The sequence below is a fragment of the Pedococcus sp. P2_A3 genome (genome assembly GCF_056405035.1).
Genome location: NZ_JBFUCW010000007.1, coordinates 144,669 through 169,796 on the forward strand (window position 1 = coordinate 144,669; position 25,128 = coordinate 169,796).

The 25,128-nt window shown below is 68.8% G+C and carries 23 protein-coding genes and 3 tRNA genes; 16 read left to right on the plus strand and 10 right to left on the minus strand.

The features are described from left to right. The first annotated feature begins 2 nt into the window (after positions 1-2). The 10 genes from AC1DX8_RS07925 (at position 3) to AC1DX8_RS07970 (ending at position 6,039) form a co-directional block, all read left to right on the plus strand. Positions 3-1,172, plus strand: coding sequence for a YihY/virulence factor BrkB family protein (locus tag AC1DX8_RS07925; protein WP_477629368.1), 1,170 nt, complete (start codon positions 3-5; stop codon positions 1,170-1,172). A 32-nt stretch (positions 1,173-1,204) separates the two neighbouring features. Continuing rightward, positions 1,205-1,277: transfer RNA gene (locus tag AC1DX8_RS07930), tRNA-Gly, on the plus strand. Positions 1,278-1,299: 22 nt separating this feature from the next. Beyond that, positions 1,300-1,370: transfer RNA gene (locus AC1DX8_RS07935), tRNA-Cys, on the plus strand. A 31-nt stretch (positions 1,371-1,401) separates the two neighbouring features. Continuing rightward, positions 1,402-1,476, plus strand: a tRNA-Val gene (locus AC1DX8_RS07940). Positions 1,477-1,780: 304 nt separating this feature from the next. Next, entirely contained in the window at positions 1,781-2,317 is a 537-nt protein-coding gene (locus AC1DX8_RS07945; RefSeq protein WP_477629369.1) for an RNA polymerase sigma factor, read from the plus strand. A gap of 224 nt (positions 2,318-2,541) precedes the next feature. Then, on the plus strand, positions 2,542-3,132 hold the full coding sequence (locus tag AC1DX8_RS07950; RefSeq protein WP_477629370.1) for a hypothetical protein: 591 nt from the start codon (positions 2,542-2,544) through the stop codon (positions 3,130-3,132). After that, the gene (locus tag AC1DX8_RS07955) at positions 3,129-3,989 is read left to right on the plus strand and encodes an ABC transporter ATP-binding protein (protein WP_477629371.1); all 861 of its coding nucleotides are present in this window, start codon (positions 3,129-3,131) and stop codon (positions 3,987-3,989) included. The genes AC1DX8_RS07950 and AC1DX8_RS07955 overlap by 4 nt, the downstream gene beginning before the upstream one ends. Continuing rightward, positions 3,986-4,729, plus strand: coding sequence for a hypothetical protein (locus AC1DX8_RS07960; protein WP_477629372.1), 744 nt, complete (start codon positions 3,986-3,988; stop codon positions 4,727-4,729). Before AC1DX8_RS07955 ends, AC1DX8_RS07960 begins: the two co-directional genes overlap by 4 nt. Continuing rightward, on the plus strand, positions 4,726-5,484 hold the full coding sequence (locus AC1DX8_RS07965; protein WP_477629373.1) for a hypothetical protein: 759 nt from the start codon (positions 4,726-4,728) through the stop codon (positions 5,482-5,484). The genes AC1DX8_RS07960 and AC1DX8_RS07965 overlap by 4 nt, the downstream gene beginning before the upstream one ends. Before the next feature lie 9 nt (positions 5,485-5,493). Next, complete coding sequence (locus AC1DX8_RS07970) at positions 5,494-6,039, plus strand: transposase (RefSeq protein ID WP_477629374.1); 546 nt, start codon at positions 5,494-5,496, stop codon at positions 6,037-6,039. 92 nt (positions 6,040-6,131) lie between these two features. On the opposite strand, the gene AC1DX8_RS07975 is transcribed toward AC1DX8_RS07970, so the two are convergent. The 3 genes from AC1DX8_RS07975 to AC1DX8_RS07985 all read right to left on the minus strand — a co-directional run bounded on the left by AC1DX8_RS07975 (position 6,132) and on the right by AC1DX8_RS07985 (position 8,433). Then, entirely contained in the window at positions 6,132-7,097 is a 966-nt protein-coding gene (locus AC1DX8_RS07975; protein ID WP_477629375.1) for a proline iminopeptidase-family hydrolase, read from the minus strand. Between the two features lie 87 nt (positions 7,098-7,184). Continuing rightward, positions 7,185-7,685, minus strand: a complete 501-nt coding sequence (locus tag AC1DX8_RS07980; protein WP_477629376.1) for a hypothetical protein — start codon at positions 7,683-7,685, stop codon at positions 7,185-7,187. Positions 7,686-8,064: 379 nt separating this feature from the next. After that, entirely contained in the window at positions 8,065-8,433 is a 369-nt protein-coding gene (locus AC1DX8_RS07985) for a hypothetical protein (RefSeq protein WP_477629377.1), read from the minus strand. A gap of 182 nt (positions 8,434-8,615) precedes the next feature. Here AC1DX8_RS07985 and AC1DX8_RS07990 point away from each other — a divergent pair, with 182 nt between their 5' ends. The 5 genes from AC1DX8_RS07990 (at position 8,616) to AC1DX8_RS08010 (ending at position 16,090) form a co-directional block, all read left to right on the plus strand. Continuing rightward, positions 8,616-12,815, plus strand: a complete 4,200-nt coding sequence (locus AC1DX8_RS07990) for an nSTAND1 domain-containing NTPase (protein ID WP_477629378.1) — start codon at positions 8,616-8,618, stop codon at positions 12,813-12,815. 372 nt (positions 12,816-13,187) lie between these two features. Then, positions 13,188-13,694, plus strand: coding sequence for a hypothetical protein (locus tag AC1DX8_RS07995; RefSeq protein WP_477629379.1), 507 nt, complete (start codon positions 13,188-13,190; stop codon positions 13,692-13,694). 310 nt (positions 13,695-14,004) lie between these two features. Continuing rightward, on the plus strand, positions 14,005-14,676 hold the full coding sequence (locus tag AC1DX8_RS08000) for a hypothetical protein (RefSeq protein WP_477629380.1): 672 nt from the start codon (positions 14,005-14,007) through the stop codon (positions 14,674-14,676). Between the two features lie 115 nt (positions 14,677-14,791). Continuing rightward, complete coding sequence (locus AC1DX8_RS08005; protein ID WP_477629381.1) at positions 14,792-15,076, plus strand: GGDEF domain-containing protein; 285 nt, start codon at positions 14,792-14,794, stop codon at positions 15,074-15,076. A gap of 507 nt (positions 15,077-15,583) precedes the next feature. Then, positions 15,584-16,090, plus strand: coding sequence for a DUF4232 domain-containing protein (locus AC1DX8_RS08010; protein ID WP_477629382.1), 507 nt, complete (start codon positions 15,584-15,586; stop codon positions 16,088-16,090). A 467-nt stretch (positions 16,091-16,557) separates the two neighbouring features. On the opposite strand, the gene fgd is transcribed toward AC1DX8_RS08010, so the two are convergent. From fgd to AC1DX8_RS08030, 4 genes are all read right to left on the minus strand, one after another. Then, complete coding sequence (fgd, locus tag AC1DX8_RS08015; RefSeq protein WP_477629383.1) at positions 16,558-17,610, minus strand: glucose-6-phosphate dehydrogenase (coenzyme-F420); 1,053 nt, start codon at positions 17,608-17,610, stop codon at positions 16,558-16,560. 35 nt (positions 17,611-17,645) lie between these two features. Beyond that, on the minus strand, positions 17,646-18,608 hold the full coding sequence (locus AC1DX8_RS08020; RefSeq protein WP_477629384.1) for a DMT family transporter: 963 nt from the start codon (positions 18,606-18,608) through the stop codon (positions 17,646-17,648). A 53-nt stretch (positions 18,609-18,661) separates the two neighbouring features. Continuing rightward, positions 18,662-19,648 carry an LLM class flavin-dependent oxidoreductase gene (locus AC1DX8_RS08025; protein WP_477629385.1) on the minus strand — a complete coding sequence of 329 codons (987 nt, stop codon included), beginning with the start codon at positions 19,646-19,648 and terminating at the stop codon, positions 18,662-18,664. 132 nt (positions 19,649-19,780) lie between these two features. Continuing rightward, on the minus strand, positions 19,781-21,328 hold the full coding sequence (locus tag AC1DX8_RS08030; protein ID WP_477629386.1) for an AMP-binding protein: 1,548 nt from the start codon (positions 21,326-21,328) through the stop codon (positions 19,781-19,783). A 134-nt stretch (positions 21,329-21,462) separates the two neighbouring features. Between AC1DX8_RS08030 and AC1DX8_RS08035 the strand changes: the two genes are divergently transcribed. Then, positions 21,463-21,894 carry a PNPOx family protein gene (locus tag AC1DX8_RS08035; protein WP_477629387.1) on the plus strand — a complete coding sequence of 144 codons (432 nt, stop codon included), beginning with the start codon at positions 21,463-21,465 and terminating at the stop codon, positions 21,892-21,894. A gap of 9 nt (positions 21,895-21,903) precedes the next feature. Here the strand turns inward: AC1DX8_RS08035 and cofC are convergent, their stop codons facing one another. Genes cofC through AC1DX8_RS08050 form a run of 3 tightly spaced genes read right to left on the minus strand, consistent with a single transcriptional unit; the run spans position 21,904 to position 25,030 of the window. Then, the gene (gene cofC / locus AC1DX8_RS08040; RefSeq protein ID WP_477629388.1) at positions 21,904-22,530 is read right to left on the minus strand and encodes a 2-phospho-L-lactate guanylyltransferase; all 627 of its coding nucleotides are present in this window, start codon (positions 22,528-22,530) and stop codon (positions 21,904-21,906) included. Between the two features lie 47 nt (positions 22,531-22,577). Next, positions 22,578-24,299: a sensor histidine kinase gene (locus tag AC1DX8_RS08045; protein WP_477629389.1), complete on the minus strand. Its 1,722-nt coding sequence runs from the start codon at positions 24,297-24,299 to the stop codon at positions 22,578-22,580. After that, positions 24,296-25,030: a response regulator gene (locus tag AC1DX8_RS08050; RefSeq protein ID WP_477629390.1), complete on the minus strand. Its 735-nt coding sequence runs from the start codon at positions 25,028-25,030 to the stop codon at positions 24,296-24,298. The genes AC1DX8_RS08045 and AC1DX8_RS08050 overlap by 4 nt, the downstream gene beginning before the upstream one ends. Positions 25,031-25,128 lie beyond the last annotated feature (98 nt).

The following is a 25,128-nucleotide window of genomic DNA, read 5'->3' on the forward strand; positions in this document are numbered from 1 at the left end:
GGGTGACTCCCAAGGCCCGGGTACGACGCGCGCTGCTCCGCGTGCCCGGAGCCATGCCCGTGGCGAGGCTCACGGTGGAGACGATCAGGGTCTGCCTGCGCTATCGAGTGACCGGTCTCGCCTCGGAGGCAGGGTTCTTCATGCTGCTGTCGCTGCCGCCCCTCGTGCTGGGGCTGTTCGGTGGCGTGGGCTACGTCGGCGGGTGGCTCGGCAACAACATCGTCGAGGACCTCATCAAGGGGATCCAGAACTTCTCGTCGGAGTTCCTCGTGGCGAACGTCGTCGACCAGATCATCCTGCCGACTGCGAACGACGTGTTGAAGAACGGCCGCGGCGACCTCATCTCGCTCGGCTTCGTGCTGTCGATCTGGTCGGGGTCGCGCGCCCTCAACGTCTTCGTCGACACCATCTCGATCATGTACGGCCAGTCGGGGGAGCGCGGGATCGTCCGCACCCGCGCCCTGTCCCTGACGCTCTACTTCCTGTCGCTGCTCGTCGGCATCGTCGTGATCCCGCTGGTCGTGATCGGACCGTCGTGGCTCGGCGACCTGCTGCCTGCGGAGGTGCACTTCCTCACCTACCTCTACTGGCCGGTGGTGAGTGTGCTGGCCGTGGCGAGCATCGCGACGCTGTTCCACATCTCCACCCCCAGGCGTTCGCCCTGGCTGCGCGACGTGCCGGGCGCCGTCCTGACACTGGTGATCTGGGTGCTCGCGTCGTTCATCCTGCGGGGCACCCTCACCGCGTCCGTGAGCGGGGGCACGTCGATCTACGGCCCGCTCTCGACGCCGATCGTGCTGCTGATCTTTCTCTACGCGCTGGCCATCGCGGTGCTCATCGGTGCGGCCCTGAACGCGGCCATCCGCACCATGTGGCCGGTCGAGGACCGGCTCTCCCTGCGGGCCAAGGGCGTCGAGTGGGTCAAGAGCTGGGTGAAGCGCCGCAAGGCCGTAGGGGGGCCTCTGAACGGTCCTGAGTCCTCCGACCGCACCGGCTCCCCGGGTGCGGACGAGGCCGACGAGGAGCTCTCGTCGTCGGTCCAGGCTCTGCGCGACGAGGCCCGAAAGCCGCTGACCCCCATGCCGCGGACGCCCGGAACCGACACGGACGACACCCAATTTGGAGACGACGCCGATGATCGGATAATGTCTGCACGCACGCGCAGCGGGTGAAACACCCCGTTCAACACCAATAGCGCGTGTATGCGGATGTAGCTCAGTTGGTAGAGCGCAACCTTGCCAAGGTTGAGGTCGCCGGTTCGAGCCCGGTCATCCGCTCGGAGGGTTTGACCGCCTTCACGGTGGAGTGGCCGAGAGGCGAGGCAGCGGCCTGCAAAGCCGCGTACACGGGTTCAAATCCCGTCTCCACCTCGACACGTACGAACCCGAAAAGCACCACCCCGGGCGATTGGCGCAGTGGTAGCGCGCTTCCTTGACACGGAAGAGGTCACTGGTTCAAACCCAGTATCGCCCACCATCGATGTATGGCCCCTGACCTGCGGAAACGCAGATCAGGGGCTTCGTCGTTGGGTCGTGTCCGGGACGCCTGCGTGACTAGCTGCGTGACCAAGGAGTCGCGCTTCGACCCGGGTGTCGCTCCCTGCACGTCCCGTGACGTGCGTGGACGTCCGAAGCAGGGCCAGTCACTTCCCATTCAGGGAAGAAGTCACCTGTTGGGCGCGGTGACACCGGATCCCGAGTGGCGGCTGGAGGCGTGCACCGATGGCTCCGATCTTCCGATGTCGTGAACCGCTGAGCGAGCGCGATGCGACAGTATGGATATGGGCGGTGAGACGCTTGGTGACCGGTCCGACGAGGAGCTCCTCGCCGCGGTTGCCGACGGATGTGAGCCCGCCCTTCGGGTCCTCTATGAACGGCATGCGCCATGGCTTATGGCGCGCCTTTCCCGTCGCTTCGGTGACCCAGGTGTTGTTGACGAGGTCGTCCAGGACACATTTCTTGCTGTGTGGCGTGGTGCGGGGGGTTTCGCGGGACGAGGTGAGGTGCCCGCGTGGATCTGGGGGATCGGCATCCGGCGACTCGTCGACCACCTCCGGCGCCGCAACAGGCGGTTCGTCTTGCAGGGGGCCGCTCAAGTTGAGCCGTCCGCTGAGGACCTGGTCCTGCTGGGCATCGAGCACGGTGACCTCAGCGGAGCGCTGGAACGGATGTCTCCCGAGTTGCGGGCCGTCTTACAGGCCACCGCGCTCGACGGTCTGACCACGAGGGAGGCTGGCCGGTTGCTCGGTATACCGCAAGGGACGGTGAAGACGAGGCTGATGCGGGCTCGTCGAGAACTCAGGGAGGCGTTGGCATGACGACCCATCTCGACGGGGAACTCTTGCGCCGGTATGCGGCGGGGCGGCTCGGTGGCAGCTGGGCATACTCCGCGGAGGCCCATCTCGTCGCGTGTGGGCAGTGTCGTCTGGGCTTGGCCACTGAGGTCGACCCGGACCGGCTCCGAAGCGTCTGGGCCGGTGTCAGTCAGCTGGTCAGCGACGCCCGCGTGCCCCGGACTGAGCGCTTGCTCACCCGATGCGGCGTGGACGCACAGGTGGCGCGGCTCGCCGCTGCGACAGCGTCCGGTCATGCGGGATGGCTCGCGGCCGTGCTCACCACGCTCATCGGTGCGATGGCTGCGTCACAAGTCCTTGCATACGGACACCTGACCTTCGTGCTGCTCGCCCCGACGGTCCCGGTTCTGGGCGTGGCCCTGTGCTACGGACGGGGCGGGGATCCCGCGTGGGAGGTCGCGCAGGCAACTCCCTTCGGCGGACTGCCGCTGCTGCTGGTGCGCGCCGCCACGGTGCTCTCGGTCTCCACCGGTGTTGGCGCCGCGCTCTCCCTCGCCTTCGAGCCAGGGCTGCTTGCGGTCGGCTGGCTGCTCCCCTCCCTGGCCCTGACGGCACTGACCTTGGCCCTGTCCACCTCCAGGGCGGCGTTGCCCCTGGTCTCGAGCGCGGTCTGCATCGCCTGGGTTGCAGCGGTTGCCTGGTCGGGCTGGATCACGGCCGACCCCGGCGTGGCGTTCGGCGCCGTCGGCCAGCTCCTCTCGGGCTCCGTCCTCATCGCGGGAAGCGTCGTCCTGATGGCCCGGCGCGACTCCGTCGACGGCCGCGGAGGTGTCTGGTGAGCACCACGCTCCAGCTGGGTTGCGTGGCCAAGAGCTACGGTCGGACCCGGGCTGTGCGAGACGTGACGCTCTGCGTGGAGCCGTCGGTCACGGCCCTGCTCGGCCCCAACGGGGCAGGGAAGACGACCATCATGCGGATGGCGGCGACGATCCTTGCCCCTGACTCCGGACAGGTGAGGATCCTCGGCCGGGACCCCCGCAAGACCACTGACCGTGTGGAGATCCGTCGCCGCCTCGGCTACCTCCCACAGGAGCCGGGCTTCTATCGGCACTTCACGGCCTTCGACTTCGTCGACTACGTGGCCGTACTCAAGGACCTCACCGACCGCCACGCCCGCCATGAGGAGGTGAGCCGCGTCCTCGGACTCGTCGGCCTCGACGACGTCGCACACCACCGGGTCAAGGCACTGTCGGGAGGCATGCGGCGCCGACTTGCCCTGGCCCAGGCCCTGCTCGGCGGCCCCGAGCTGCTCGTCCTCGACGAACCGACTGCCGGTCTGGACCCGGAGCAGCGGCTTCGCTTCCGAGAGGTCGTCTCGACCTTGGCGAACCGGCCGACGATCCTGCTGTCGACGCACCAGACCGACGACGTCGCAGCATTGTGCCAACGTGTCGTCGTCCTGCTCGACGGCGCTGTCCGCTTCGACGGCGCGCCCGCCCAGCTCGCCGCACAGGCCGACGGACGTGTCTGGGTCGATGAAGACCAGAACCCAGCCGCGGTCCTGTCCTGGCGGACCGCCGACGGGATCTACCGCCACATAGGAGATCCGCCGGCGGGATCACAGACCACCAGCCCCACGGTCGACGACGCCTACCTCCTCATGGCGGGCGCCCACGTCGGCAGGGGCGTCCCATGAGCCGGGCCGTGCCGTTGGTCCGAGAACTTGCCCGGATCGAGGGCCGACGTCTGGTCATCCACCCGGCATCGTTGGCCGGCTTCGGCATCGCCGCCCTCGGCTGCGCCATCGTCGCCGACGGCTCGCGATCGGACACCCGAGGCCTGACAGACCACGGATGGGTGATCTACTCCGCCTTCGCCCTGCTGGCGGACCTGGTGATGGTTGCCGCCAACCGAATCGCAACGAGGGACCGCAGGTACGGCCTCACCGAGCAGCACGACGCGGTGCCGACCACCCCGACCCGCCGTGACGCAGGAGTGCTCGTGGGGCTCGTCGCGCCGCTTGGCGTCACACTCGTGTCCCTGTCACTGGTGATCGCCTATGCCTCCTCTCGCGCACCTGTGCCCGGCACAGAAGTCGCCGTACTGCTTTCCGTCCTGCCACTGATGCTCACGCTCGGAGCGTTGGGGGTCGCCGTCGCCCGGTGGGCGCCCAGCCCATTCGTGGCGCCGGCGCTTGCCCTCGGCCTGTACTTCTGGGTGCCATCCGATCCCCAGACGCCCTGGCAGGCCCTGATGCCGCTCAACCCGGGCGACGATGCTCGGACCGTCGGCTGGCACGCCGTGTACCTGCTCGGACTTGCGGTTCTCTTCGCGGCTCTTGCCGGTGCCAGGTCCCACCCACGCGTCGGAGCAGTGGTCGGGGCACTGATCGGAGCGGCCGTCACCAGCGCCGCCGCCGTGGTGCTGGTCGCATGAGGACGACGCTGGCCGATTCGGCGGCTGCTGCCGAGTGGCGGCACACGGCCAGGGCCGTCCGCTGGGGCCCGATGGGGGGTGCAGTCGCGGCGAGCAGCGTGCTGATCACGGCGCTCGGCCGCGGCGCCTCGACCCTGCCGTTGCAGATGACGGCCTTCCTCCTCGGGGCGGCCGCTGCCTTCGCCGTCGACGATCCAGCCGGCGAAAGTCTGGCGGTGTCCCCGCGCAGCCTCTGGTCCAGACGAGTCGTCCGGCTGGCTGTCGTCGTGCCCGTCACCGGGATCATGTGGTTCCTCGCACTGCTCGCCGACCCACCGGAAAGCGTGGGTGATGGCCTCGCGTTAACGGCGACCTCGGCGGGCTTCCTAGGGCTCGGACTCGGCGCCGCCGCCGCCGGGTGCCGAGTAGCCGGGTGGACTCTAGGCGGGACTATTGCCGGCCCGTCGCTCGTCGTGACCGTCATCCTGTCCTCGACCTTGCCACCAGCGTGGCGACCCCTCCCCACGGGTGACGTCCCCGGCGGCTTTCCGGTGATCTGCGCACGCTGGGCCGTCGCGGCGCTCATCGGGCTCGTGGCGCTCCGGCTCGCCTCCGCCGATCGAGGCGTGGCTCAAGAAGGGACTGCCCTGCTCGTAATAGCCATGCCCACCTCGCGTTCCTCCGTTGTTGCGACGAAGCGAGGTGTTGGGTGTGGCGAGGGTGTTCATCGGGGTCGACCCCCACAAGCTGTCGGCGACCATCGAGGTCGTCGATGACCGTGAGACTTGCCCGGCGTCGGCCCAGTCGTAGCAGCCCGGATCCTGGCCGACGTCGGTGACATCGCCCGATTCGCGGACCGGAACCGTTTCGCGTCCTGGACCGGCACCGCACCGCTGGACGCCTCTTCCGGTGAGCAGATCCGTCACCGCCTCTCAAGCGCCGGCAACCGCAAGGTCAACCACATGCTGCACATCGCCGCGGCCAGCCAGATCCGGCTCGACACACCCGGCCGGGCCTATTGCCGACGCAAGCGCGCCGCGGGCAAGACGCCGATGGAAGCCATGCCCTGCCTGAAGCGACGAATCTCCGACGCCGTGTACCGCCAGCTGGTCGCCGACGCCCGCCGCGCCGCCCAGCCAGCACGAGCGATGGCACTTGAGGCGGGCACGGGAGGGCACTGCGTGGCGTCACTTCAATCCAGCGCGGTCGACCTGCCCCCGCACATCGACACTTCGGATCAGCCACTTCCCGGACCCGCAACACCGACGCTACGCCGCACCGACCCAGGCTGGAAGACCACAACGCGAAGGTCCCTCAGACACGCCCGTTGACAACAGAAGGGAGCCGGAATGACACGCCGACGCGAATGCCTAGGGTTACGGCTTAGGTCCCCGTGCGAGTTGTCGGGCGATCGAGCCCATGATCAAGATCTCGTTCCGCGGGCCTGAGCGTCGACCCGGTGGAGGAACGCTGCCAGTCCCGCGAAGTACGTTTCAGCATCGTCCACGAAGCACATGTGGCTGCCGTCGGGGCAGTGGTGGTAGGTCCCGTTGGGGAACTGGGAGGCCATCCACTCGAGGTGGTGGGCGTCCATGGTGTCGTGCTCAGCTCCAATCACCAGGGTCGGCACCTTGACCCGGGGCAGCTCGCCAGTACGGTCCCATTGGGCGAGCTTGCCGCTCGCTCCGAGCTCGCTCGGTCCCTGCATCAGCGCATACACCGGCTGGTTGAGGTGAGCGAACGAGCGCATCAGCGGTTCGGGCCACGCGTCGAGCGGCAACCGACAGATGTAGTGGACGTAGAAATGCTCCATCAGGAGCGCCTCATAGGCGGGATCATCAGTCTGGCCAGTCGATTCAAGATGCTTGATCCCCCTCAACGCATCCTGGTCCATCGCCGGCATTAGAACTCGTTCGGCGTACGTGTTGTAAGCCGGGGTGCTGGCCATCATGTTGGAGATGATCAAACCCTTCAGCTGCTCCTGGTGGGCCAACGCGTACTCGAGCGCCAACAGCCCGCCCCAGGAATGGCCGTAAAGGAAGAAGTTGTCGGGGCCCAGCTCAAGTGCGGCTCGGACCTGTTCGACCTCCTCGACGAAGCGCTCCACCTCCCACAACGAGGAGTCGTCGGGCTGGTCGCTGTAGTGCGAGCCGAGCTGGTCGTAGTAGTAGTACTCGACGCCCGCGTGGGGCATCCAGCCATCGAACGACTCCAAGTACTCGTGGGTTGCGCCTGGCCCGCCGTGCAGGAGCAGCACTTTGATGTGCGGATTCTTGCCGACCCGTTTGGTCCACACCCGGAAGTCCCCGGCCGATGTCCGAACAGGAATCATTCGCACGCCGCCAGCGATGCGATCCGCGAGTCCGCTGTAGTCGAGGTAACCCCCCACGCCGATCACTCTCCCACGCGATCACCATGTGTGCTCGCCCTTGAGTACTTGCCGGAGCCGTCGTTTGAATCACTCATGGTTGCTGGGCTAATGCAGCTGGACGACTCCGGTTGTCGTTCCACCACCGACACCAGCGTCCGCATTCGTCGCTCCGGTGGTGAAGCCGTGCCCCGTGGCTCCTGCGTAGACGCCGGTGCCGCCCAGGATCTCCACGGGCCCGGAGTCGGTGAACCCGGTGTCGTTGAACGTGAGGTTCAGGTGCTTGAACTCCTGAAAGGTGCCGCTTCCGTCGGCGCAGGTGTACGTGCTCATGATCAGCACTACGGCGATGCCGGACCGAGCGTGCGCGGACTGAGCTATGGCTGCCACCTTCACGTCGTCGACGAACGTGCCCGAGGAGCAGAGGGGCCCGGTGGTGGCGAACGTGAAAATGCCAGTGTTGTTGTCGACGTGGTCGGTCATCGTGAACCGTTGGAGAGCTGCGGCGCTGGCCGGTCCCGCGAGCCCCATAGTGGTCAGGACGGTCACGGCGGCCACGATGGCTCGGACGGTCATCTTGCGGGGTGATGGTGTGGTCGTGCGGAACATGGCGTTCCTCCTCCTTCTTGAAGTGGCCCCGGTAGGGCCAGTCTTGGCTGGGAGTTGGCTCACTCCTCGAGCAGGATGTGGTTGAAGCGTTTGGAGCCTGACCCGGTTTCCCCGGAGGGCGTGCGTCGGTGTTGTCTTCGCCAGGTGGTGTGGTGCTAATCGGCTAACGGGGGTGCGGTCGCGAAAGCCCCTGTCGCGACCGCACCCCCTCCCCGCACCCCGGCGGCCACCAGTACCGCCAAGGAGGTGAGGCATCCGCGGTGCCCGCGGGCTGACGGCCAGGTGGTGTCGGCTGCGGGCTGCGCAGCCGCCTCCGGAGCAGAGAAACCTGCATCGGGAGCGGAGCGGCGCTCGCGGGCATCGGTGTCAGGCATCGGGGTCACCGCAACGGGTCGTGCTCGAGCTGCCTCGCCTGCGCAGCAGAGGGCGGGGTCGGGGTGGCGGGGCTGCAGGTGGTGATGTCGGGCAGGGTGCGCGGTGCAAGGGCGCCGGCTCCGGAGAGGTTGCCTTCGCCGGTGTCGCAGCGGACGATCTGGGCACCGATGCGACCGACGGCCGGGACGGTCGCCGACACGCTGGTAGGGCTTGTGTCGATGCCTGAGTCGGGGCGGGCGGATGCGACCCCCGCCGCCGTGCATGTCAGGACGAGACCGGTGATGCCGGCGGCTGCGGCGAGGGCCAGTCGGCCGCGGGGGCGGCGGGTAGCGCCAGCGATGGTCGCTTTGCGGATGGCTGTCGCGGTGTTCATGTGGGGCCTCCTTGTGAGTGGGGCGCCGGGGCGGCGCGGCGGTCGATGACCCCAGTGCCCCGCGGCGGGGTATCGGTTCGGGTTCGCGGCGGTATCACCGCGGTATCAGCGGGCGTTCACCTGCGACCACCTACGTTTGATGAGGGAGGACCCCGAGGTGGCGCGGGCTGATAGTGGGGGCCATGGACATTGCTGTCCTGGGTCCTCTTTTGGTGAACGGCGAGCCGGCTGGGCTGGCACACCGCGACAGGGTGGTACTCGCCGCCCTGGCGACGCACGCAGGCCAGCCTCTGAGCAGGGACGCGTTGGCGGACGCACTATGGGGTGAGGAGGTGCCCGAGTCCGCCCCGAAGGTCGTGCAGGGGTGCGTGCTGCGACTGCGCAGGACTCTCGGGCCGGCCGCCATCGAGACGACCGAGTCCGGGTACGTCCTGCGACTGCACGCCGACGCCTTGGACAGTGCCAGGTTCGAACGACTGGTCTCCCAAGCGCGCGACCGCCTCGGCGACGGCGAGCCGGACCGAGCCGCGTACCTGGTCGACCAGGCGCTGGCGCTGTGGCGTGGGGACCCGCTGGCCGACCTGGAGGAGTGGCAACCGGGACGACTGCAGGGGGAACGGCTGACCGAGCTCCGCCTGGACGCGCAGGACATCCAGACGCACGCCGCGTTGGAGCTGGGCCGGCACCGCGAGGTCCTGGGCGAGGCACTGTTGCGGGCGGAACAGGCGCCGTTGCGGGAGCGACGGTGGGAGCTGGCCGTTCTCGCGCAGTACCGCTGCGGCCGGCAGGGTGACGCCCTCCGGACGTTACGGCGGGCCAAGGTCGTCCTGGCCACCGAGCTCGGACTCGACCCGGGACCGGACCTCGCCGAGCTTGAACGGGCAGTCCTCAACCAGGACCCGGCCCTGATCACTGCCCCGGCCGCCGCCGACCCCAGCTCCCAGTGCCCCTACCCCGGTCTGTTGGCGTTCGGTGTCGAGGACGAGGCCACCTTCTTTGGCCGTGAGAGCGACGTAGCCGCGTGCCTGGACCTGTTGGACACCACGCAGGTACTGGCCGTGGTGGGTCCGTCGGGGTGCGGCAAGTCGTCCCTGGTCCGCGCCGGTGTGGCCGCACGGCTGCGTCGCGAAGGCCGCCGGGTCGTCGTGATGACTCCTGGACTCCATCTTGGGGACATCTCGGACGGCGAGCCGTCCAGCCCGCCGGCTGACCGAGTCGTACTCGTCGTCGACCAGTTCGAGGAAGGGCTGAGCGAGCACGTTGACCGCCAGGACCGGGACTCGTGGGTTGGCGGCCTCCTGGAGCACGCGGCGCGCGGCGGCGCCCTGGTGCTGGGCCTGCGGTCGGATCGGGTCGGTGCGTTGGCGGCATACCCCGGCCTGTCACGGCTCGTGGAGCGAGGTCTCTACCTGCTCGGCGCCATGACAGAGCCGGACCTGCGTGCCGCCATCGAGGGCCCCGCTGCGCAGGCACGGCTACGGCTGGAGCCGGGACTGACGGACCTGGTGGTCCGTGACGTGCGGGGCGAACCAGGAGCTCTGCCGCTGTTGTCGCACGTGATGCGCCAGACCTGGCTGCGACGCGAAGGCGCCACGCTGACCGTCCAGGGATACCAAGCCTCCGGGGGCGTGCGACAAGCTGTAGCGCAGTCCGCCGACGGGCTGTACGACCGACTCGACGGCCCGCAACGTGCGCTGCTGCGCGACCTGATGCTGCGTCTGGTCGCCCTCGCTCCTGACGGGGAACCGATGCGGGCTCGACTGCGGCGCTCCTTACTCGCCGCTGACCGCAACCGCGAGGCGCTGGTCGAGCAGCTGGTCGCCGCCCGCCTCGTCTCGGCCGACGAGCAATCGGTCGAGATCGCACATGAGGCCCTGGCCCGCGAATGGCCCCGCTTGCGAGCGTGGCTCGATGAGGACGTCGAGGGCCAGCTGATCTTGCGGCACCTGGCTGTCGCCGCCGACACCTGGGATGGCATGGGGCGCCCGAGCAGTGAGTTGTACCGCGGCGTTCGCCTGGACCGCGCGCTGGAGTGGCGCACGGGCAACGCTCCTGCCCTGTCGACCATCGAGACGGCGTTCCTCGACGCGTCACAGGCCGCCGCCGACGCCGACCGCCAGAAGTCGCAGGAGGACGCCCACCGGCAGAAGCTGACGAACCGCCGGCTTCGGGTGCTGCTCACCGCCGCTGTCGCCTTCGCCCTCGTCGCCGCGGTACTGGGCTTGGTCGCGTCCACGTCCGCCCGACGGGCCGAAACCCAGGCCGTGACCGCCGACGCCCGACGCGTGGGCACCGAGGCGCTCACCGCGCCCATGCCAGACACCTCCCTGCTGCTCGCCGCCGCGGGGATGCGGCTGGAGCACAACTCCGACGCCGCCAAAGGCAACCTCGCAGCAGCTCTTGACCGGTCACCGCTGTTGGCGCACGTCACCCGAACGCCGGCAGCGGGCGCGATCGCAGTCAGCCCCACAACAGGCCAAGTCGCCGTCTCCCTCACCGGAGGTGGGGTCAACCTGTACGACGGCAAGACCCTGCGAGAGGTCGGGCACGCCACGCAAGGCGGTGGCTACGCCATCGAGTACAGCCCCGACGGGCGGCTCCTGGCGGCCAACGACACCCCCCACGACGTCAGCCTGGCGCCAGACCCCCAACCGATCCACCTGCTCAGCCCCACCGGGAAGTCGTGGCCGGCGCAGCTGGGAGGCATCCGGCCAGCGTCTCGCTCATTCTGGTCGTTGGCGTTCAGCCCGCATGGGCGACGATTCACCGCCGTGCTGCCCGGGACTTCGGCAGGTCAGGTCGAGCTGCCCGTGTGGGACGTGGACGACCCCAGCACGCCCGTCACAGTCCTCCACCCTGACAACGCGCACATGACGGCGGTTGCCCTCAGTGCCGACGGGCGCACCATGTTCACCGGGGGCGACTACTTCCTTCGCGTGTTCGACGTGACCACAGGCAGGCTACGAATGACCCGTACCGGGTCACAGCTGGGGCTCGGACCGTTGCCATTCCACGACCAGGCCTGGACCCCCCAAGTCGTGATGAGCCCCGATGGCACCACCCTCGCCGTGACGAGCGAGACCGAACTGGCGCTCCTGGACGCTGCCACGCTCACACYGAAGGCGCGCATCACGGCCCACGGGCGCATCACCAGCATGGCGTTCTCAGCCGACAACAAACGCCTCGCGCTTACCGACGGCCAGGTGAGCGTGTGGGACCTGGTCGGCAAGCGACCCGTCCACGTCTTCCCCTCACCCGACAGCGACGACCCGCGCCCGGTCGAGGTGTTCCGCAGCCAGACCTGGGGCGGTGAGGTAGCCGCGCTCAGCCCGACCGGGGACATGGTCTACTCCGCCAGCACCAACGGCCTCATGCTCAGCTGGGACCTGACCGGCTCCCACGGGTTCGTCACGACCCGACCCGGGAGTGCGCTGCGCAACGACGCCGTCGCGGTCCAGGTCTCCCAGGACGGGACGAAGGTTGCCTATCTGGCCAACATCGACGCCCGCATCGACGTGCGCGACATCGCCACCGGACGCCTGACCACAGGCACCCTGCCGGAGGGCAGCAACGTCTTCGGAGGACAGATATCGTGGCGCCCCGACGGGCGTGCGGTCCTCGAGGCGTCCGGCGACTACAGCGTGCAGGTTCGCGATCCCGACACCGGCGCCCTCCTGGAGCGCCATGGCTTCGGTGACGGCGTGTCAGCCGCTCTGTACACCAACGACGGCCAGCTCATCGTCGTTACCAACCAGGGAACCATGCAGGTGCTCGACGCGACGTCCCTGAACTTCAAGTCCGGCGTCCTGAAGCCGTTGATCAACGAACGCATCCTCACCCTTGCCCTCGACCCCGCCGAACACGCCGTCGCCCTCGAAGGAAACACGCAACGAGTCCTTGTGGACTACCGAACCATGCACCCGCTCCGCACCCTGCCGTACCTGACGTTCTTCGCCCCCGACGGGTCGACCAACGCCGTGGTCGATAACAACGGCGCCGTCGGGTTCCAATCCGACCGCGGCACCAGGTGGAACACCACCCCCGACCCCTCGCAGGCCTACGGTGGCGGCGCCTCCGCTTACTCGCACAACAGCACTTGGTTCGCCAGCAGTCGGAACGGCCAAGTCGCCCTGTGGAACGCCCGAACAGGAACGTTCGTCGGCAGCGTCCCCGCCATCGGCTCCGTCGCCGTCGGGTTCACCACGGACGACTCCACCCTCGTCATCGCCGGTATCGACGGATCCGTCCGAACGTGGAACCTGCGCCCCGACTCGTGGATCCAGGCTGCGTGCGCCATCGCCGGGCGCGACCTGACCGCGCCAGAGTGGACCACCGTCCTGCCCGCACGCAGTCCTCAACGCGTGTGCCCGGCAAGCTCCTGACGTGCGGAGCGCAAGAAGCCACACTTCCCGCTATGCGCAGATGGCGAATGTCCGCTCAGCCGCATTGGGGAAATGTATTGGCGCAGCCGTAAGGCGGCGCTAAGACGTAGGTCAAACGCATGAGGACGGATCCAGGGAATCGGGCAAGTCTGGCAGGACTCCACTCGGCAGGGCGACCTCGAGTGTTGGGATCTAGCGGGGGGGGTCCCGATAGCAGCGGACCCGGTCAAGGCTGTCCCAAGTCGACGCGTCGGACGTAGCGACGAACGGTTGCGTCTTCCCGCTCGTCCGGTGCAGACGCCACCAGCGGAGGCCCGCACCTCGCCGCACACGAGGCAACTCCATCGAAGGGACAAAGGGAAGGAGAATGCCATGTCCGCAAAGACCACAGCACCCACTCGCAGGAGGACGACCACCAGGGCGATGCTGGCGGGTGCCAGCGCGCTCTGCGCGCTGGGGATCGCCAGCCCGGCCAACGCCGCGGCCCCTGCGCCCTTCACGCTGACTGACTATGTCAACAACGTCACGGGGGTCTACACCTTCACCACCACGGGGCCCCTGTGCTCCTCTGGAACGTTCGTGGATGACGTGAAGCTGGGGTTGTTCCCGGTGTCCGATCACGCCAACCCCACCGCCGGGGGCATCATCCTCATAAGGACGACGTTGACTTGTGACGACGGCAGCGGCTCGTTCTTCATGCTCAAGCACCTGTCACTCACGTTCAATGAAACCGGCTTCACCGATTCCGGCCCGGAGGAGATCCTTGGGGGCACCGGAGCCTATGCGGGGATCACGGGGCACGGCTTCACCAGCGGAGGCACGGACTTGGGCACCGGCGTCGGCGCTGGAACGACAACGGGGATCGTTCAGCTTGGGTAGCTACATGGGCGGGGTGTGATCACGCCTGCTGTGTTGCTTGTGTGATCACACCTACCGTGTTCCTCGGGTCGGGCTACCGTCGGTCCGATTAGGTCAGCCGACTGGCGGCGGAAAGCCGCAGCGAGCGGATCGCGGCAGATCCGGACTCCGCAGCTCACGGTTCTACGCGGTGATTCCGTATTCCGCGCCAGCGAGATCGCCACCGCATCGCCGAAGGAAGTCGTGGGTCGGACTGCCGTGAACGCCGCGCAACACCATCGCAGGAATTCAGGTGCTTGACCCACCCGCGCCCAACGTCTAGACAGTCGCCATGGGGCTGACGAGGGACTACGACGATCTTGTGGAACTCGTTCGCGGGTACGAGAAATTCGCAGCATCGTTCGGAGCACGGTCGGTGGTCAAGCTGGCCACATCAGGTGGAATCGCAAATATTCGAGAGTTGCGTTCTCCGTTCTCGCGACCGCAGCCGCTTATTGACGCGTACCGCCGAATTTCCACTGAGAAAGATCGAGCAAACCCGTTCTTCGGAGCGCTCGTGTCCGGCCATCCCTACGAATCTCTCGCCTCTTCATTCGTCTCGGACCATCCGTGGCTGCGAACCCCCGACGTCCAGGCCCTCGCTGAGATCCACAGGCTTCATTGGGACCGGCATCAAGAGAGTTCCTGGCGACGCAACGTCGCGGCGGTGATTGCGGTAGCTGCCTTTGCAGGGCAGTTTTTCAACGAAGACGTCTTCGCGACCATGCAATGGACCGGCTACGGGATGTATCGAACCATTCTGGCTTTCGGGGTCGCATTTCTCGCCCTGTACATCATTGTCATGTTCGCAACACTGTCGGCGACGACGCGAGGGTGGGAACCGGTGAGGAACGTCGAGCTGGTCTTCGTGATCGCCAAAGCAATCATCGATACCCGGTCTGAACCAGTCGCTCCGGGGCATCCCTTAGGCAAAGGGTCCCCAGGCGAGGTGCCCCCGACGTGACGCGCCGCGCCCGCGGACGCGTCCGGGACGTCCCGCTCGTGGGCCGACGATCCATGGACGATGTCGTCATGCCCGGAGCGCCCTCCACCACCTCCAAGCATCATCCCTGCGGCGCTTGAGGCAGAAGGTCGTCAACCTGCAGCAGGACACGCGCATAGACCCTCTGACCAAGGCACCCCGAAAGGCGGAGATCGATCGCGTCCTCGCCGACCGCTGCGTTGAGGCGCACAAGTCGAACCAGAGCCTGTCGGTGATCTTCATTGATATTGACAAGTTCAAGCGGATCTACGACACGCATGGCCACGAGACCGGCGACTTCGTTCTTACGCAGTTCGGCGAAGTCATCCGACCGCGTTCCCCCATGACCTGCTCTTTAGATTTGGGGGCGATGAGTTTCTGATCGTGACGAAGCTCGGGCAACCCGAAGGCGTCCTGTCTAACGGGTAGGCCTTTGCTCGCCGCTCCAAAGGGAAGTAGATGACTGGCAGTTCCTCGTGGATCGGACCGCGCCGGCGCGCGAACGCCTAACGATCAGTTGCGGTGTGACCGACTTGGGTCAAAGCAATGACGGGCCAGACGCCATGATCCAACGGGCTGACTCAGCGTGCATGAGGGCGAAAGAACTCGGCGGCAACTCGGTCGAGCAATTGGGTTCGTGACGATCCGATCCACAGTCTGACCACTGCCGGCTTGGCCCTGCGCCTCGGGCAACTCGGAACCGAGGAGTGGGCCGGGGGCTTAATGAGGCAGAAAGGTGGCGCTAGGACGCACCTGGCGGTGACGGCTTCGGGGCTCTGCATCCAGGCGCCTGAGGGCTGGCTAGCGACGATACAACCCTGTCCCCGTCTCCAGCGTCACAAAGGGTGGCGGGCTGCTGCCCACCGCAACCGACAAGGGGGTCACTCACATGACCAGGAAATCGATCCTCACTCTGACGTGTGCCGCCGGACTGGCAGTCGCCACACTGGCCGCAACATCGGAGTCGGCACTGGCCTCCGTGCCGCACTGCACCAACTCAATGCTGGCGGCCAGCCTCGTCAATCTCCAAGGCACCGCCGGCAGCCGGATCGGCGACCTGCGCCTGACGAACACCTCCCGAGGCTCCTGTTGGACTCGTGGCCACCCAGGTGTCTCCTATGTCGGCTTTGGCAACGGCACCCAGATCGGGCATGCCGCCACCTGGATCGCCGGCTCGGTCAGGGCGATCAACCTTGCGCCCAAGCAGCACGCGGACGCACCGATCCGCATGGTCAACGTCCAGAACTACCCCGCCTCAGTGTGCCGCCCCACGCCAGTGGACGGGCTGCGCGTCTACGTGCCCGGCTCCCGGCTCGCCAAGTTCATCCCGTTCCGCACGACCGGCTGCCGCGCCACGAACGTTACGACGATCTTCGTCAGCCCGCTGGCTCGCTAGCAGCGCAGTGGGAAGTGGCGGCGACCGTCGATCGACCGCCCCGGCCATGGCGTATGCGGCGTTGGACGCGGGGGTCGTGAGCCAGGGCGACGGTATTATCGAGCCAGGCAACATCCTCGGGCGCGGACAGATCAAGCGTCCTGGTGGGGGAGTGGGCATGCTTGACGCACTGCTTGACAACGGGGGCGTGTCCGGGTGGATGCGGGCGAACGTCGGGGGATTGGTTTCGTGCTCAGATGGACGTCCGGGCACGTCAACGGATGGTCTGGGAAGGCTTGACACGGAAATGTCACTTGGTTCAAACCCAGTATCGCCCACCCTCGGTAGACCGGCCCTGACCCGCTGAACGCGGGCCAGGGCCGGTCTGTCTGTGGCGGCGCCTGTCTGGGTGGGCGGCGCCTGTCTCTGTGGGGCGCCAGGTCTGCTCGCCCCGCGAGGGCCCTGCGCAGGGAGCGGCCCACGGTGGTCTAGGTGCTCGGGGCCGCGGGGGTGAGCTCGCGCAGGCCGGGGAGCACCTGCTCCGCAAACGTGCTGAGGAACCGCTCCTGGTCGGCGCCGGGGCCGTGGACGACCAGGTGGTCGAAGCCCAGGTCGGTGTAGACGCGCAGCGCCTCGACCACCTGCTCGGGGCGTGACGCCACGACCCAGCGTCGTGCGACCTGCTCGATCGGCAGCTCGTCAGCGGCTTTCTCCATCTCGGCCGGGCTGTGGATCGAGTGCTTCTGCTCGGCGGTCAGTGACAGTGGCGCCCAGAACCGGGTGTTCTCCAGCGCGAGTGCGGGGTCGGGGTCCCACGAGAGCTTGATCTCGATCATCCGGTCGATCTCGTCGTGGCGGCGGCCCGCCTTGTCCAGTCCCTCGGCGACCGCTGGCACGAGCTGGTCGGCGTAGAGCTCGCGACCCTTCCCCGAGGTGCAGATGAAGCCGTCAGCCACGCGGCCGGCATACCGGGCGACCACCGGCCCCCCCGCGGCAACGTAGACCGGCACCGGGTGGTCGGGGCGGTCGTAGATCGCGGCGTCCTCGGTGCGGTAGAACTCGCCCTCGAAGGTCACCCGGTCGTGGGTCCACAGCTCGCGCATCAGGCTGACCGCTTCACGCAGCCGGCCGAACCTCTCCTTGAAGTCGGGCCAGTCGCCGTCGTTGACCGAACCGACGGCCACCTCGTTGAGGGCCTCACCGGTCCCGACGCCGAGCAGGACCCGACCTGGGGCGAGGCACGCCATCGTGGCGAAGGTCTGGGCCACGACCGCCGGGTTGTAGCGGAAGGTCGGCGTCATCACCGAGGTGCCGACCAGCACCCGCTCGGTGCGAGCCAGCACCCACGACATCCAGGCGAGCGAGTTCGGTGCGTGCCCGCCCTCGAGTCGCCACGGCTGGAAGTGGTCGGAGATCGTGACCGAGTCGAGCCCGAACTCCTCGGCCAGCACCGCATAGCCCGCGAGCTCCCCGGGCGCGAACTGCTCGGCTGATGCCTTGTACCCGACCCGTAGCCCTCTCGGCGACCCCGACTCCGTCACGACCTGCTCCTCGCTCTCAGGGCCCTGCGGCAGCCTCAGGAACCTGCGGCAGCTGGCGCACCCTCGAGGGCCCGGCGGGCATCATTCGGAACCGCGACGGCCGGTCGCGGGCTGCGGTGCTCGTGCAGCGCCAGGCCGAGCACGGCGGCCAGCACGAGGACGAAGCCGACCCACTGGGAGCTGGTGGGGCGTGCGCCGAGGGCTGCGATCCCCACGACGACTGCCGACAGGGGGAACGCGAGCTCCGCCAGCGTCGCCCGGGACGCAGGCGTGCGGCCGAGCGCGCGGTAGTAGAGGGCCAGCGCGATGAGGCCGGGAAAGAGCGCCAGCAGGAGGATGTTCAGGGCAGCGTCGCCCCCGATCGCGAGGGGAGTGGAGGTGACCATCGCGGTCACCGACAGCGTCACGAAGCCCACCGCAAAACGCAGCGAGGTGAGGTCCGAGAAGCGCAGCTCTGCGCTGGCGGCCCGGCCCAGCACCGTCCCCGCGGCCCACAGGGCCGCCGCCCCGAGTGCCAAGAGCGCGGCCTGGGCGCTCGAGACGCTGACCGACAGCGGATCCGCGAACGCGAGCAGCCAGGCCCCGACCAGCGCCGGCAGGGCGAACCAGAGGTAGCTGCGTCGCAGGCGTTCCCCGAGCAGGGCCGCGGCCAGCGCGATGGCGATCAGCGGCTGGAGCTTCTGCAGCACCTGGGGGGTGATGGGGTCGCCGAGCCGGAACGCGGCCGTGAACATCACCGTGGCGAGAGCCGACGAGCCTGCGCCGATGACGAGGACACTCGCCTGCGTGCGCACCGACGAGGCGGCGAGGCGTCGCAGGGCTGGCACCAGCCACCACAGGGTCAGCAGCGTCAGCACGAGGTGCTCCCAGAACACGATCGTCAGGGACGGGTACTCCCGGGCGAGCGGTCCGCGCCACAGCGACGAGATGCCCCACAGGGACGCGGCGAGGGCGACGAGCCAGGTGCGGTCACCGTCTCGGGTGGAAGGGGTGGTCATGGTGTCCTGACTCCTCAGGGGGTCGTTCGGGCGTCGGTGCCAGCGCGGTCCGGTCAGGCGGCCTCGACCTTGGGCATGATCTCCTCCTTGAGGCGCTTGAGGTCGTCCAGGGTCTTCGAGACCGGCACGTCCGCGAACGGCGGCCACAGGAGGGGCATCGTCAGGCCGGCCTCCTTGTAGCGCTTCAGCATGTCGGTGATCTGGTCTGCCGTACCCACGAGGATGTTCGACACCTTGCCGTTGTCGCTCTGGTCGACCTCGCTGTCGGTGATCGTGAACCAGATCATGCTGCACATGTCGAGGTCGTCGATCGACTTGCCCAGCTCCTCGAGCTCACGCGCGATCGCCGTGCGCCACTCGGTGAACTCGCGCGGCGTGTCCTGGATGCCGATCCAGCCGGCCAAGCCGTACTTGGCGACGCGGTTCGCTGAGCGCTTGGGGTCCCGCAGGCCGCTGAAGTAGATCGGCGGGTGCGGGTCCTGCACCGGCTTGTGCCCGAAGCCACACGGCTCGAAGTCGGCGAACTCACCGTGGTACTCGAAGAGCTCGTTCGTCCAGATCCCCTTGCAGATCTCGATCGTCTCGCGCACGTGGGCGTGTCGTCGAGGGAACTTGTCTGCGGCACTCGCCGCCGCGAACTCCTCCGGCATCCAGCCCGACCCGATGCCCACGTTGAGCCGCCCGTTCGAGAGCTGGTCGATGGTCGCGCACTCCGCCGCGAACACGCCCGGGCCGCGGAACGGGGTGTTGGTGATGCTCATCCCGATCCGCACCTTCTCGGTCCGCGCTGCGAGCCACGGCAGCACCGGCCACCCCTGGAACCACTTTCCGCGCGCCTCGACCGGGAGCTGGGTGGGGAACTCCTTCATCATGCCGAAGGAGTACTGCAGCTCCCCGCGGTCGGACGCCTCGGGGACGACGACGCGGTCCAGCGTCCACACGGAGTCGAAGTCCAGCTCCTCGGCCAGGTCGGTGAGGTCAGCGAGCTCCTGGACCGTGACGTGGTTGCGGAAGGTGGGCAGGTAGAGGGCGAGCTTCATCGGTCACACATCTCCTCGGGTCGGTCGTGGCCCGGTCTGACGGAAACCCTTGTGCGAGTTCCGATCCGGCCGTTGGGAACACCCAACAAGGTGGCCCCGCCGCGGACAAGAGCTGCCCTCCTCATGGTTTGCTCAACGCTGTGCGGGAAGGGTCCCGTCAGTCAGCTGTCCGCGCAGCTCGCGTTTGAGGACCTTGCCGTAGTTGTTCGTCGGGAGCGTCTGGACGACGTGGTACTCCTTGGGCCGCTTGAACCTGGCGATCCTCTCCAGGCACGTGCGGTCCAGCTCGGCCACCGGCACGTCGGCACCCTCGGCCAGGACGACGAAGGCGACCACGGACTCGCCCCATTCGGGGTCCGGCCGCCCCACCACCGCGACGGACTGGACGCCGGGATGGGTCATCAGCGCCTCCTCGACCTCGCGCGGGTAGATGTTCATGCCCCCGCTGATGATGAGGTCCTTGGACCGGTCGTGCAGCGTCAGGTAGCCGTCCTCGTCGAAGCTGCCGACGTCACCGGTGTGCAGCCACCCGCCGCRCAGCGTCTCGTGTGTCTCGGCCGGCTGCTTCCAGTAGCCGGCCATGACCACACCTCCGCGCACCACGACCTCGCCCGGTTCGCCCGGAGGCAGCACCCGGTCGTCGTCGTCCACCACCCGCACCTCGACGTCGGTGCGGGGGAAGCCGACCCCCTGCATGCGGGCCCGCCACCGGGGGTGGTCTCGCTCCGCGTGGTCGGCGGTGCTCAGCGCCGTGATGGTCATCGGCGTCTCGCCCTGCCCGTAGATCTGCGCGAGTCGTGGTCCGAAGGTGGCCAGGGCCTGCTCGAGGTCCGGCAGGTACATCGGCGCCCCGCCGTAGATGATGGTCTTCAGGCCGGCGAGGTCGGCGCCGGCGAGGGCAGGGTCGCTGGCGAGCCGCTTGACCATGATGGGCGCGGCGAAGAACGACATCCCGGGCCACTGCGCCAGGAGCGAGACGAGCTCGGGTCCGTCGAGGGCGCCGGAGGCCGGGAAGACGCTGACAGCTCCCTTGGCCACATGGGGGAGGCCGTAGAGACCGGACCCGTGCGAGAGCGGGGCGGCGTGGAGCACGCTGTCCTGCGCGGACACCGACGCGATGTCCGCGAAGTAGCTGAGGGAGGCCATGAGCAGGTTCCCCTGGGTCAGGGTCGCGCCCTTGGGCCGGCCCGTCGTCCCGCTCGTGTAGAACAGCCAGGCGGGGTCGTGGGCCGCCCTGTCGACCAAGGGCATGGGGCTCGTCGACCCGAGCCGATCCCACTCGGGTCCGGGCGCGACGACCATCGTCCGAAGACCTTGCACCCGGTCGACGAGGGGACCGACGACCTCTGCGTGCTCGTCGTCGGTGACCACCACCGAGGTTCCGCTGTGCTCCAGGACGTACGCCACCTCCTCGCGGTGCAGCCGAGCATTGACGGGTACGGCGACCAGCCCGGCGTGCCAGGCCGCGAACTGGGCCTCTAGGTACTCCGGTCGGTTGCTCATGACGATGGCCACGCGGTCTCCCGGCGTGAGCGCGAGCTGGTCGCGCAGGCCCGCCGCCAGTGACGCGACGCGCAGGGCGAGCTGGTCCCAGCTGGTCCGCACGTCGTGGCCCACAGCCGGGGCCGGTCGACCCCTCAGCCGTCGTCCGTTGCGCTCGACCCAGGTCGCGAGGTTCATGCCGCCAACTTCTCCGTCGACGGACGGGGAGTCAAGGCAGTGCCGTCCGCGTTGAGCGCACCATGATCGACGCCGCCTAGCATGACCGGCCGAGGCGCGAGCGACCACCGCCCGCCAGACGCTGGGAGACCGCGATGAGACTGAGCGAGGACGAGGCCCGCACCCGCCTGGAGGCGCAGGTGCACGGCGTGCTGTGCACCCTTCACCAGGAACGGGGACCCGACCCCCAGCCGGTCGTGTATGCCGTGAGCGCCGACGGGCACGTCGGCGTGCCGATCGACCGGGTCAAGCCCAAGACCTCCTCGCGCCTGCAACGCGAGGCCAACCTGGCGGCCGACCCGCGTGGGTCGCTCCTCGTCGAGCACTGGGAGACCGAGGACTGGTCGAGGTTGTGGTGGGTGCGTGCTCAGCTGGAGCACGTGCCGGACCCGCCGGCCGCGCTGACCGAGGAGCTCGCCGACCGGTTGGCTCGCACCGTGCCGCAGTACGCCGACAAGCCCTTCCACCGGGTGTTGGTGTGTCGCATCGTCGGCGTCACCGGGTGGGCAGCCGCTGACCACGGGTGACGGCGCTTGTCATCCAGCCAGCCACCCCGACCACCCACCCCCGGCCGCGACCACTGCGGTGGTGCTCGCCCCGAGGCCCAGCGCGGTGGCGCGATGGAGGTCGTCCACGGTGTCCACGTCGTGTCGTGCCCGAAGGGGTGCGTCGTGGAGGGCCCGCATCCCCAGGTCGGCGTGGCGAGCGGCGGATCCCGGGCCGTAGCGAGTGATCGCGTGCCCGCCCGCCCCCTGGACCACCATGGTGGTGCCCGTCCCCGGGCGGTCCGGCACGAAGGCGCCGCTGGACGCGCCATACGCGAGGGCGAGCACCTCGGTCACGTCCACCGCGCGCAGGCAGGGCAGGTCGGCGGGGACGACGAGCACGCCGTCGCCCGGTCGCTGCGTCGTGGCGACCGCGACGCCGGCGGCCACAGCAGCGTCCAGGCCGTCGGTGTCGTCTGGGACGACCTGGACCGGGAGCCGGCGTGCGACGGAGGCCACCGTCGGGTCCGCGGTCACGACGACTACCGCAGCCACCTCGGGGCACGAGTGCAGCGCCGTCACCGTGTCGAGGGCGATGGCGAGGGCAAGCGCCTGCCGTTGGCGGTCGGGCAGCGAGAGGCGCGACTTCGCGCGCGCGAGGGCCTTGACCGGCACCACGGCCGTCACCTGCTGGCCCGGGGCTCGGGGGGGCCGCCGCTGCCGGGTCACGGGTTCGGGGCCGCGCGCGTCATCCGGATGAGCATGGAGGTGCCCGTCGGCGAGGACGCACCCACGGACAGCTCGCCGTCCATGGCATCCATCAAACCGTGGGCGAGGCCCAGACCGAGGCCGATGCTCTCCTCAGTGAGGTCCTCGACCGGAGTGGGCGGTCGAGCCGCTGCCTCCGGCCTGGCGAAGGCCGTGAAGACCCTCGGCAGGAAGTCTGGCGGGATGCCGGGGCCGTCGTCGTCCACGGACACGAGCACCGAGTCCTGACGGTTCGAGGAGCGGGAGCGGATCTCGACGCGGCCACCCACGACCCCGTGTCGGATGGAGTTGCCCACGAGGTTGAGGAGCACCTGCCGGAGGCGGCGCCGGTCGGCCCGGACGACGTCGTCGTCCAGTGCCTGGGACAGCGCGACCTGCCGGCGCGCCGCAGCTGCCGACAGGAGGCCGAACACCTCGTCCACGACCGCGCGGACCCGGACTGCTTCGAGCACCAGGGGCAGGGCGCCGGCCTCGAGCCGGCTCAGGTCGAGCACGTCGGTAAGGAGATCCATCACGTGCCCGGCGGCGGCGTCGATGTGGGCGAGCGCCTCCCTGCGGCGGGACTCGTCCAGCTCCATGGTGCCGAGCAGCTCGGTGAACCCGACGATGGCCTGGATGGGGGTGCGCGCCTCGTGTCCCAGCGCAGCGAGCAGCTCGGACTTGGCGTGGGACAGCTGCTCCGCGGTGCGGCGGGCTGTCTCCGCCTCAAGCCGAGCTCGACGGTGCTGCTCCGCTGCTCGCCGCTCGGTGAGATCGAGGACGTTGACGATGTAGCGGGCAGGGGATCCGTCACGGGCATGGAGCCGGGAAACCGACACCTCGACCTCGACCTCGGGAAGGGGCTCGCGCTGGAGCCGTGCCTCGAAGACGATGGTGGCCTCGTCGTCACGGTCCAGGGCGTCGAGCCTCGCCTCCAGGGAACCGACCTTGGGCGAAACGAGGTCGGCGACCTTGCGGCCGACCACCTCACTCCGGCCACCAGCCAGCGTCGTCAGGGCACGGTTGCTCGTGGCGATCGCCCGGTCGGGGCCCACGATCGCCATCCCCAGCGAGTTCGCGTCGAACGATCGCCGGAAGCGCTCCTCGCTCTCGACCAGGTCACCGATGAGACCGGTGTGGTCGATGGCGACCGAGGCCAGGTGGGTGAACCGGTCGACGAGCAGCTGCTCGCGACCGCTCGGGCGATGTGGGTAGGGGTGGTACACCGCGAAGGTGCCGACCGGCATACCGTGACGTCCCTCGATCGGCGTCGACCAGCAGCTGCGCAGCCCCGCCGCGTCGGCGGCGTCCCGGAAGTCCACCCACCGTGGGTCGGTGCGCACGTCGACCGCGACGACCGGCTTGTCGAGGGCGGCAGCCGTGCCGCAGGATCCCGCACCGTCGCCGATCGCCATGCCGTCGATCTCCCCGACGTAGCGTGGTGGCAGGCTCGGAGCGGCGCCGTGGTGGAGGGTCCCGTGGTCGCGGTCCAGCAGGAGCACGGAGCACCGGGCGTCGGGCATGAGGCGCTCCAGCGAGGCGAGGATCCGCGTCAGCACCTCGGCCAACGGCGCTGCTCCGGCGATGAGCTCCAGCACCTCCGTCTGCCGGTCGAGCAGCTCTCGTGCGTCGTCGAGCCGCAGTGCGTGCTCGGCTTCGCGGGTGTCGGGCTCGCGGTCTCGGGCCTCGGCGGCGCTCATCCGCGGTCGCTCAGCTGGTAGCCGATGCCACGCACCGTGAGCAACATCGCCGGCTGCGCCGGGTCGCGCTCCAGCTTGAGCCGCAGCCGGTGCACGTGTTCGGTCACGGTCGCCTCGCCCAGCCACGCGGACGACGAGTTCCACACCCGGTCGAGGAGATGGCTGCGGGTGAACACCTGGCGGGGGTGCGTCGCCAGGAAGGCGAGGAGGTCGAACTCCTTGGGGGTCAGGTCGACCTCCGCGCCGTCGACCACGACGCGGCGGGCGGCGGGCTCGATCTGCACGCGACCGATGACGATCGCCTCACCGGACAGCTCGGGGCTGGTGCGGCGCAGCACCGTCCGCACCCGTGCGGCGAGCTCACCGGGGGAGAAGGGTTTGACCAGGTAGTCGTCGGCGCCGAGGTCGAGGCCGATGATGCGGTCCGTCTCCCCGCTCCGCCCCGACAGCACGATGATGGGGGTGTCGGAGCGACCGATCTCCCCGCCGCGCACCTTTCGCAGGAGGTCGAGCCCGCCGAGCCCGGGCAACGACAGGTCGAGGACGACGAGGGCGGGGTTGTCGTCGCGCATCCGTCGCACCGCCGAGGGGCCGTCGTCCGCCTCCACCACCCGGAAACCGTCGTCGTCGAGCTGCCAGCGCACGACGGTGCGGATCGCCTCGTCGTCGTCGACGACAAGCACGATCGGGGCCTTGGCGTCGGCGGGCCGCCGTGCCAGGGTCTGGTCCATCGTCGATGGCTACCACACGGAGCGGGCGCTCGTCACCTGTCGCTCACCGGCGTTGAGGCACCGTTGAGGACAGCGGGCAGCCGCCGGCATACCGCCAG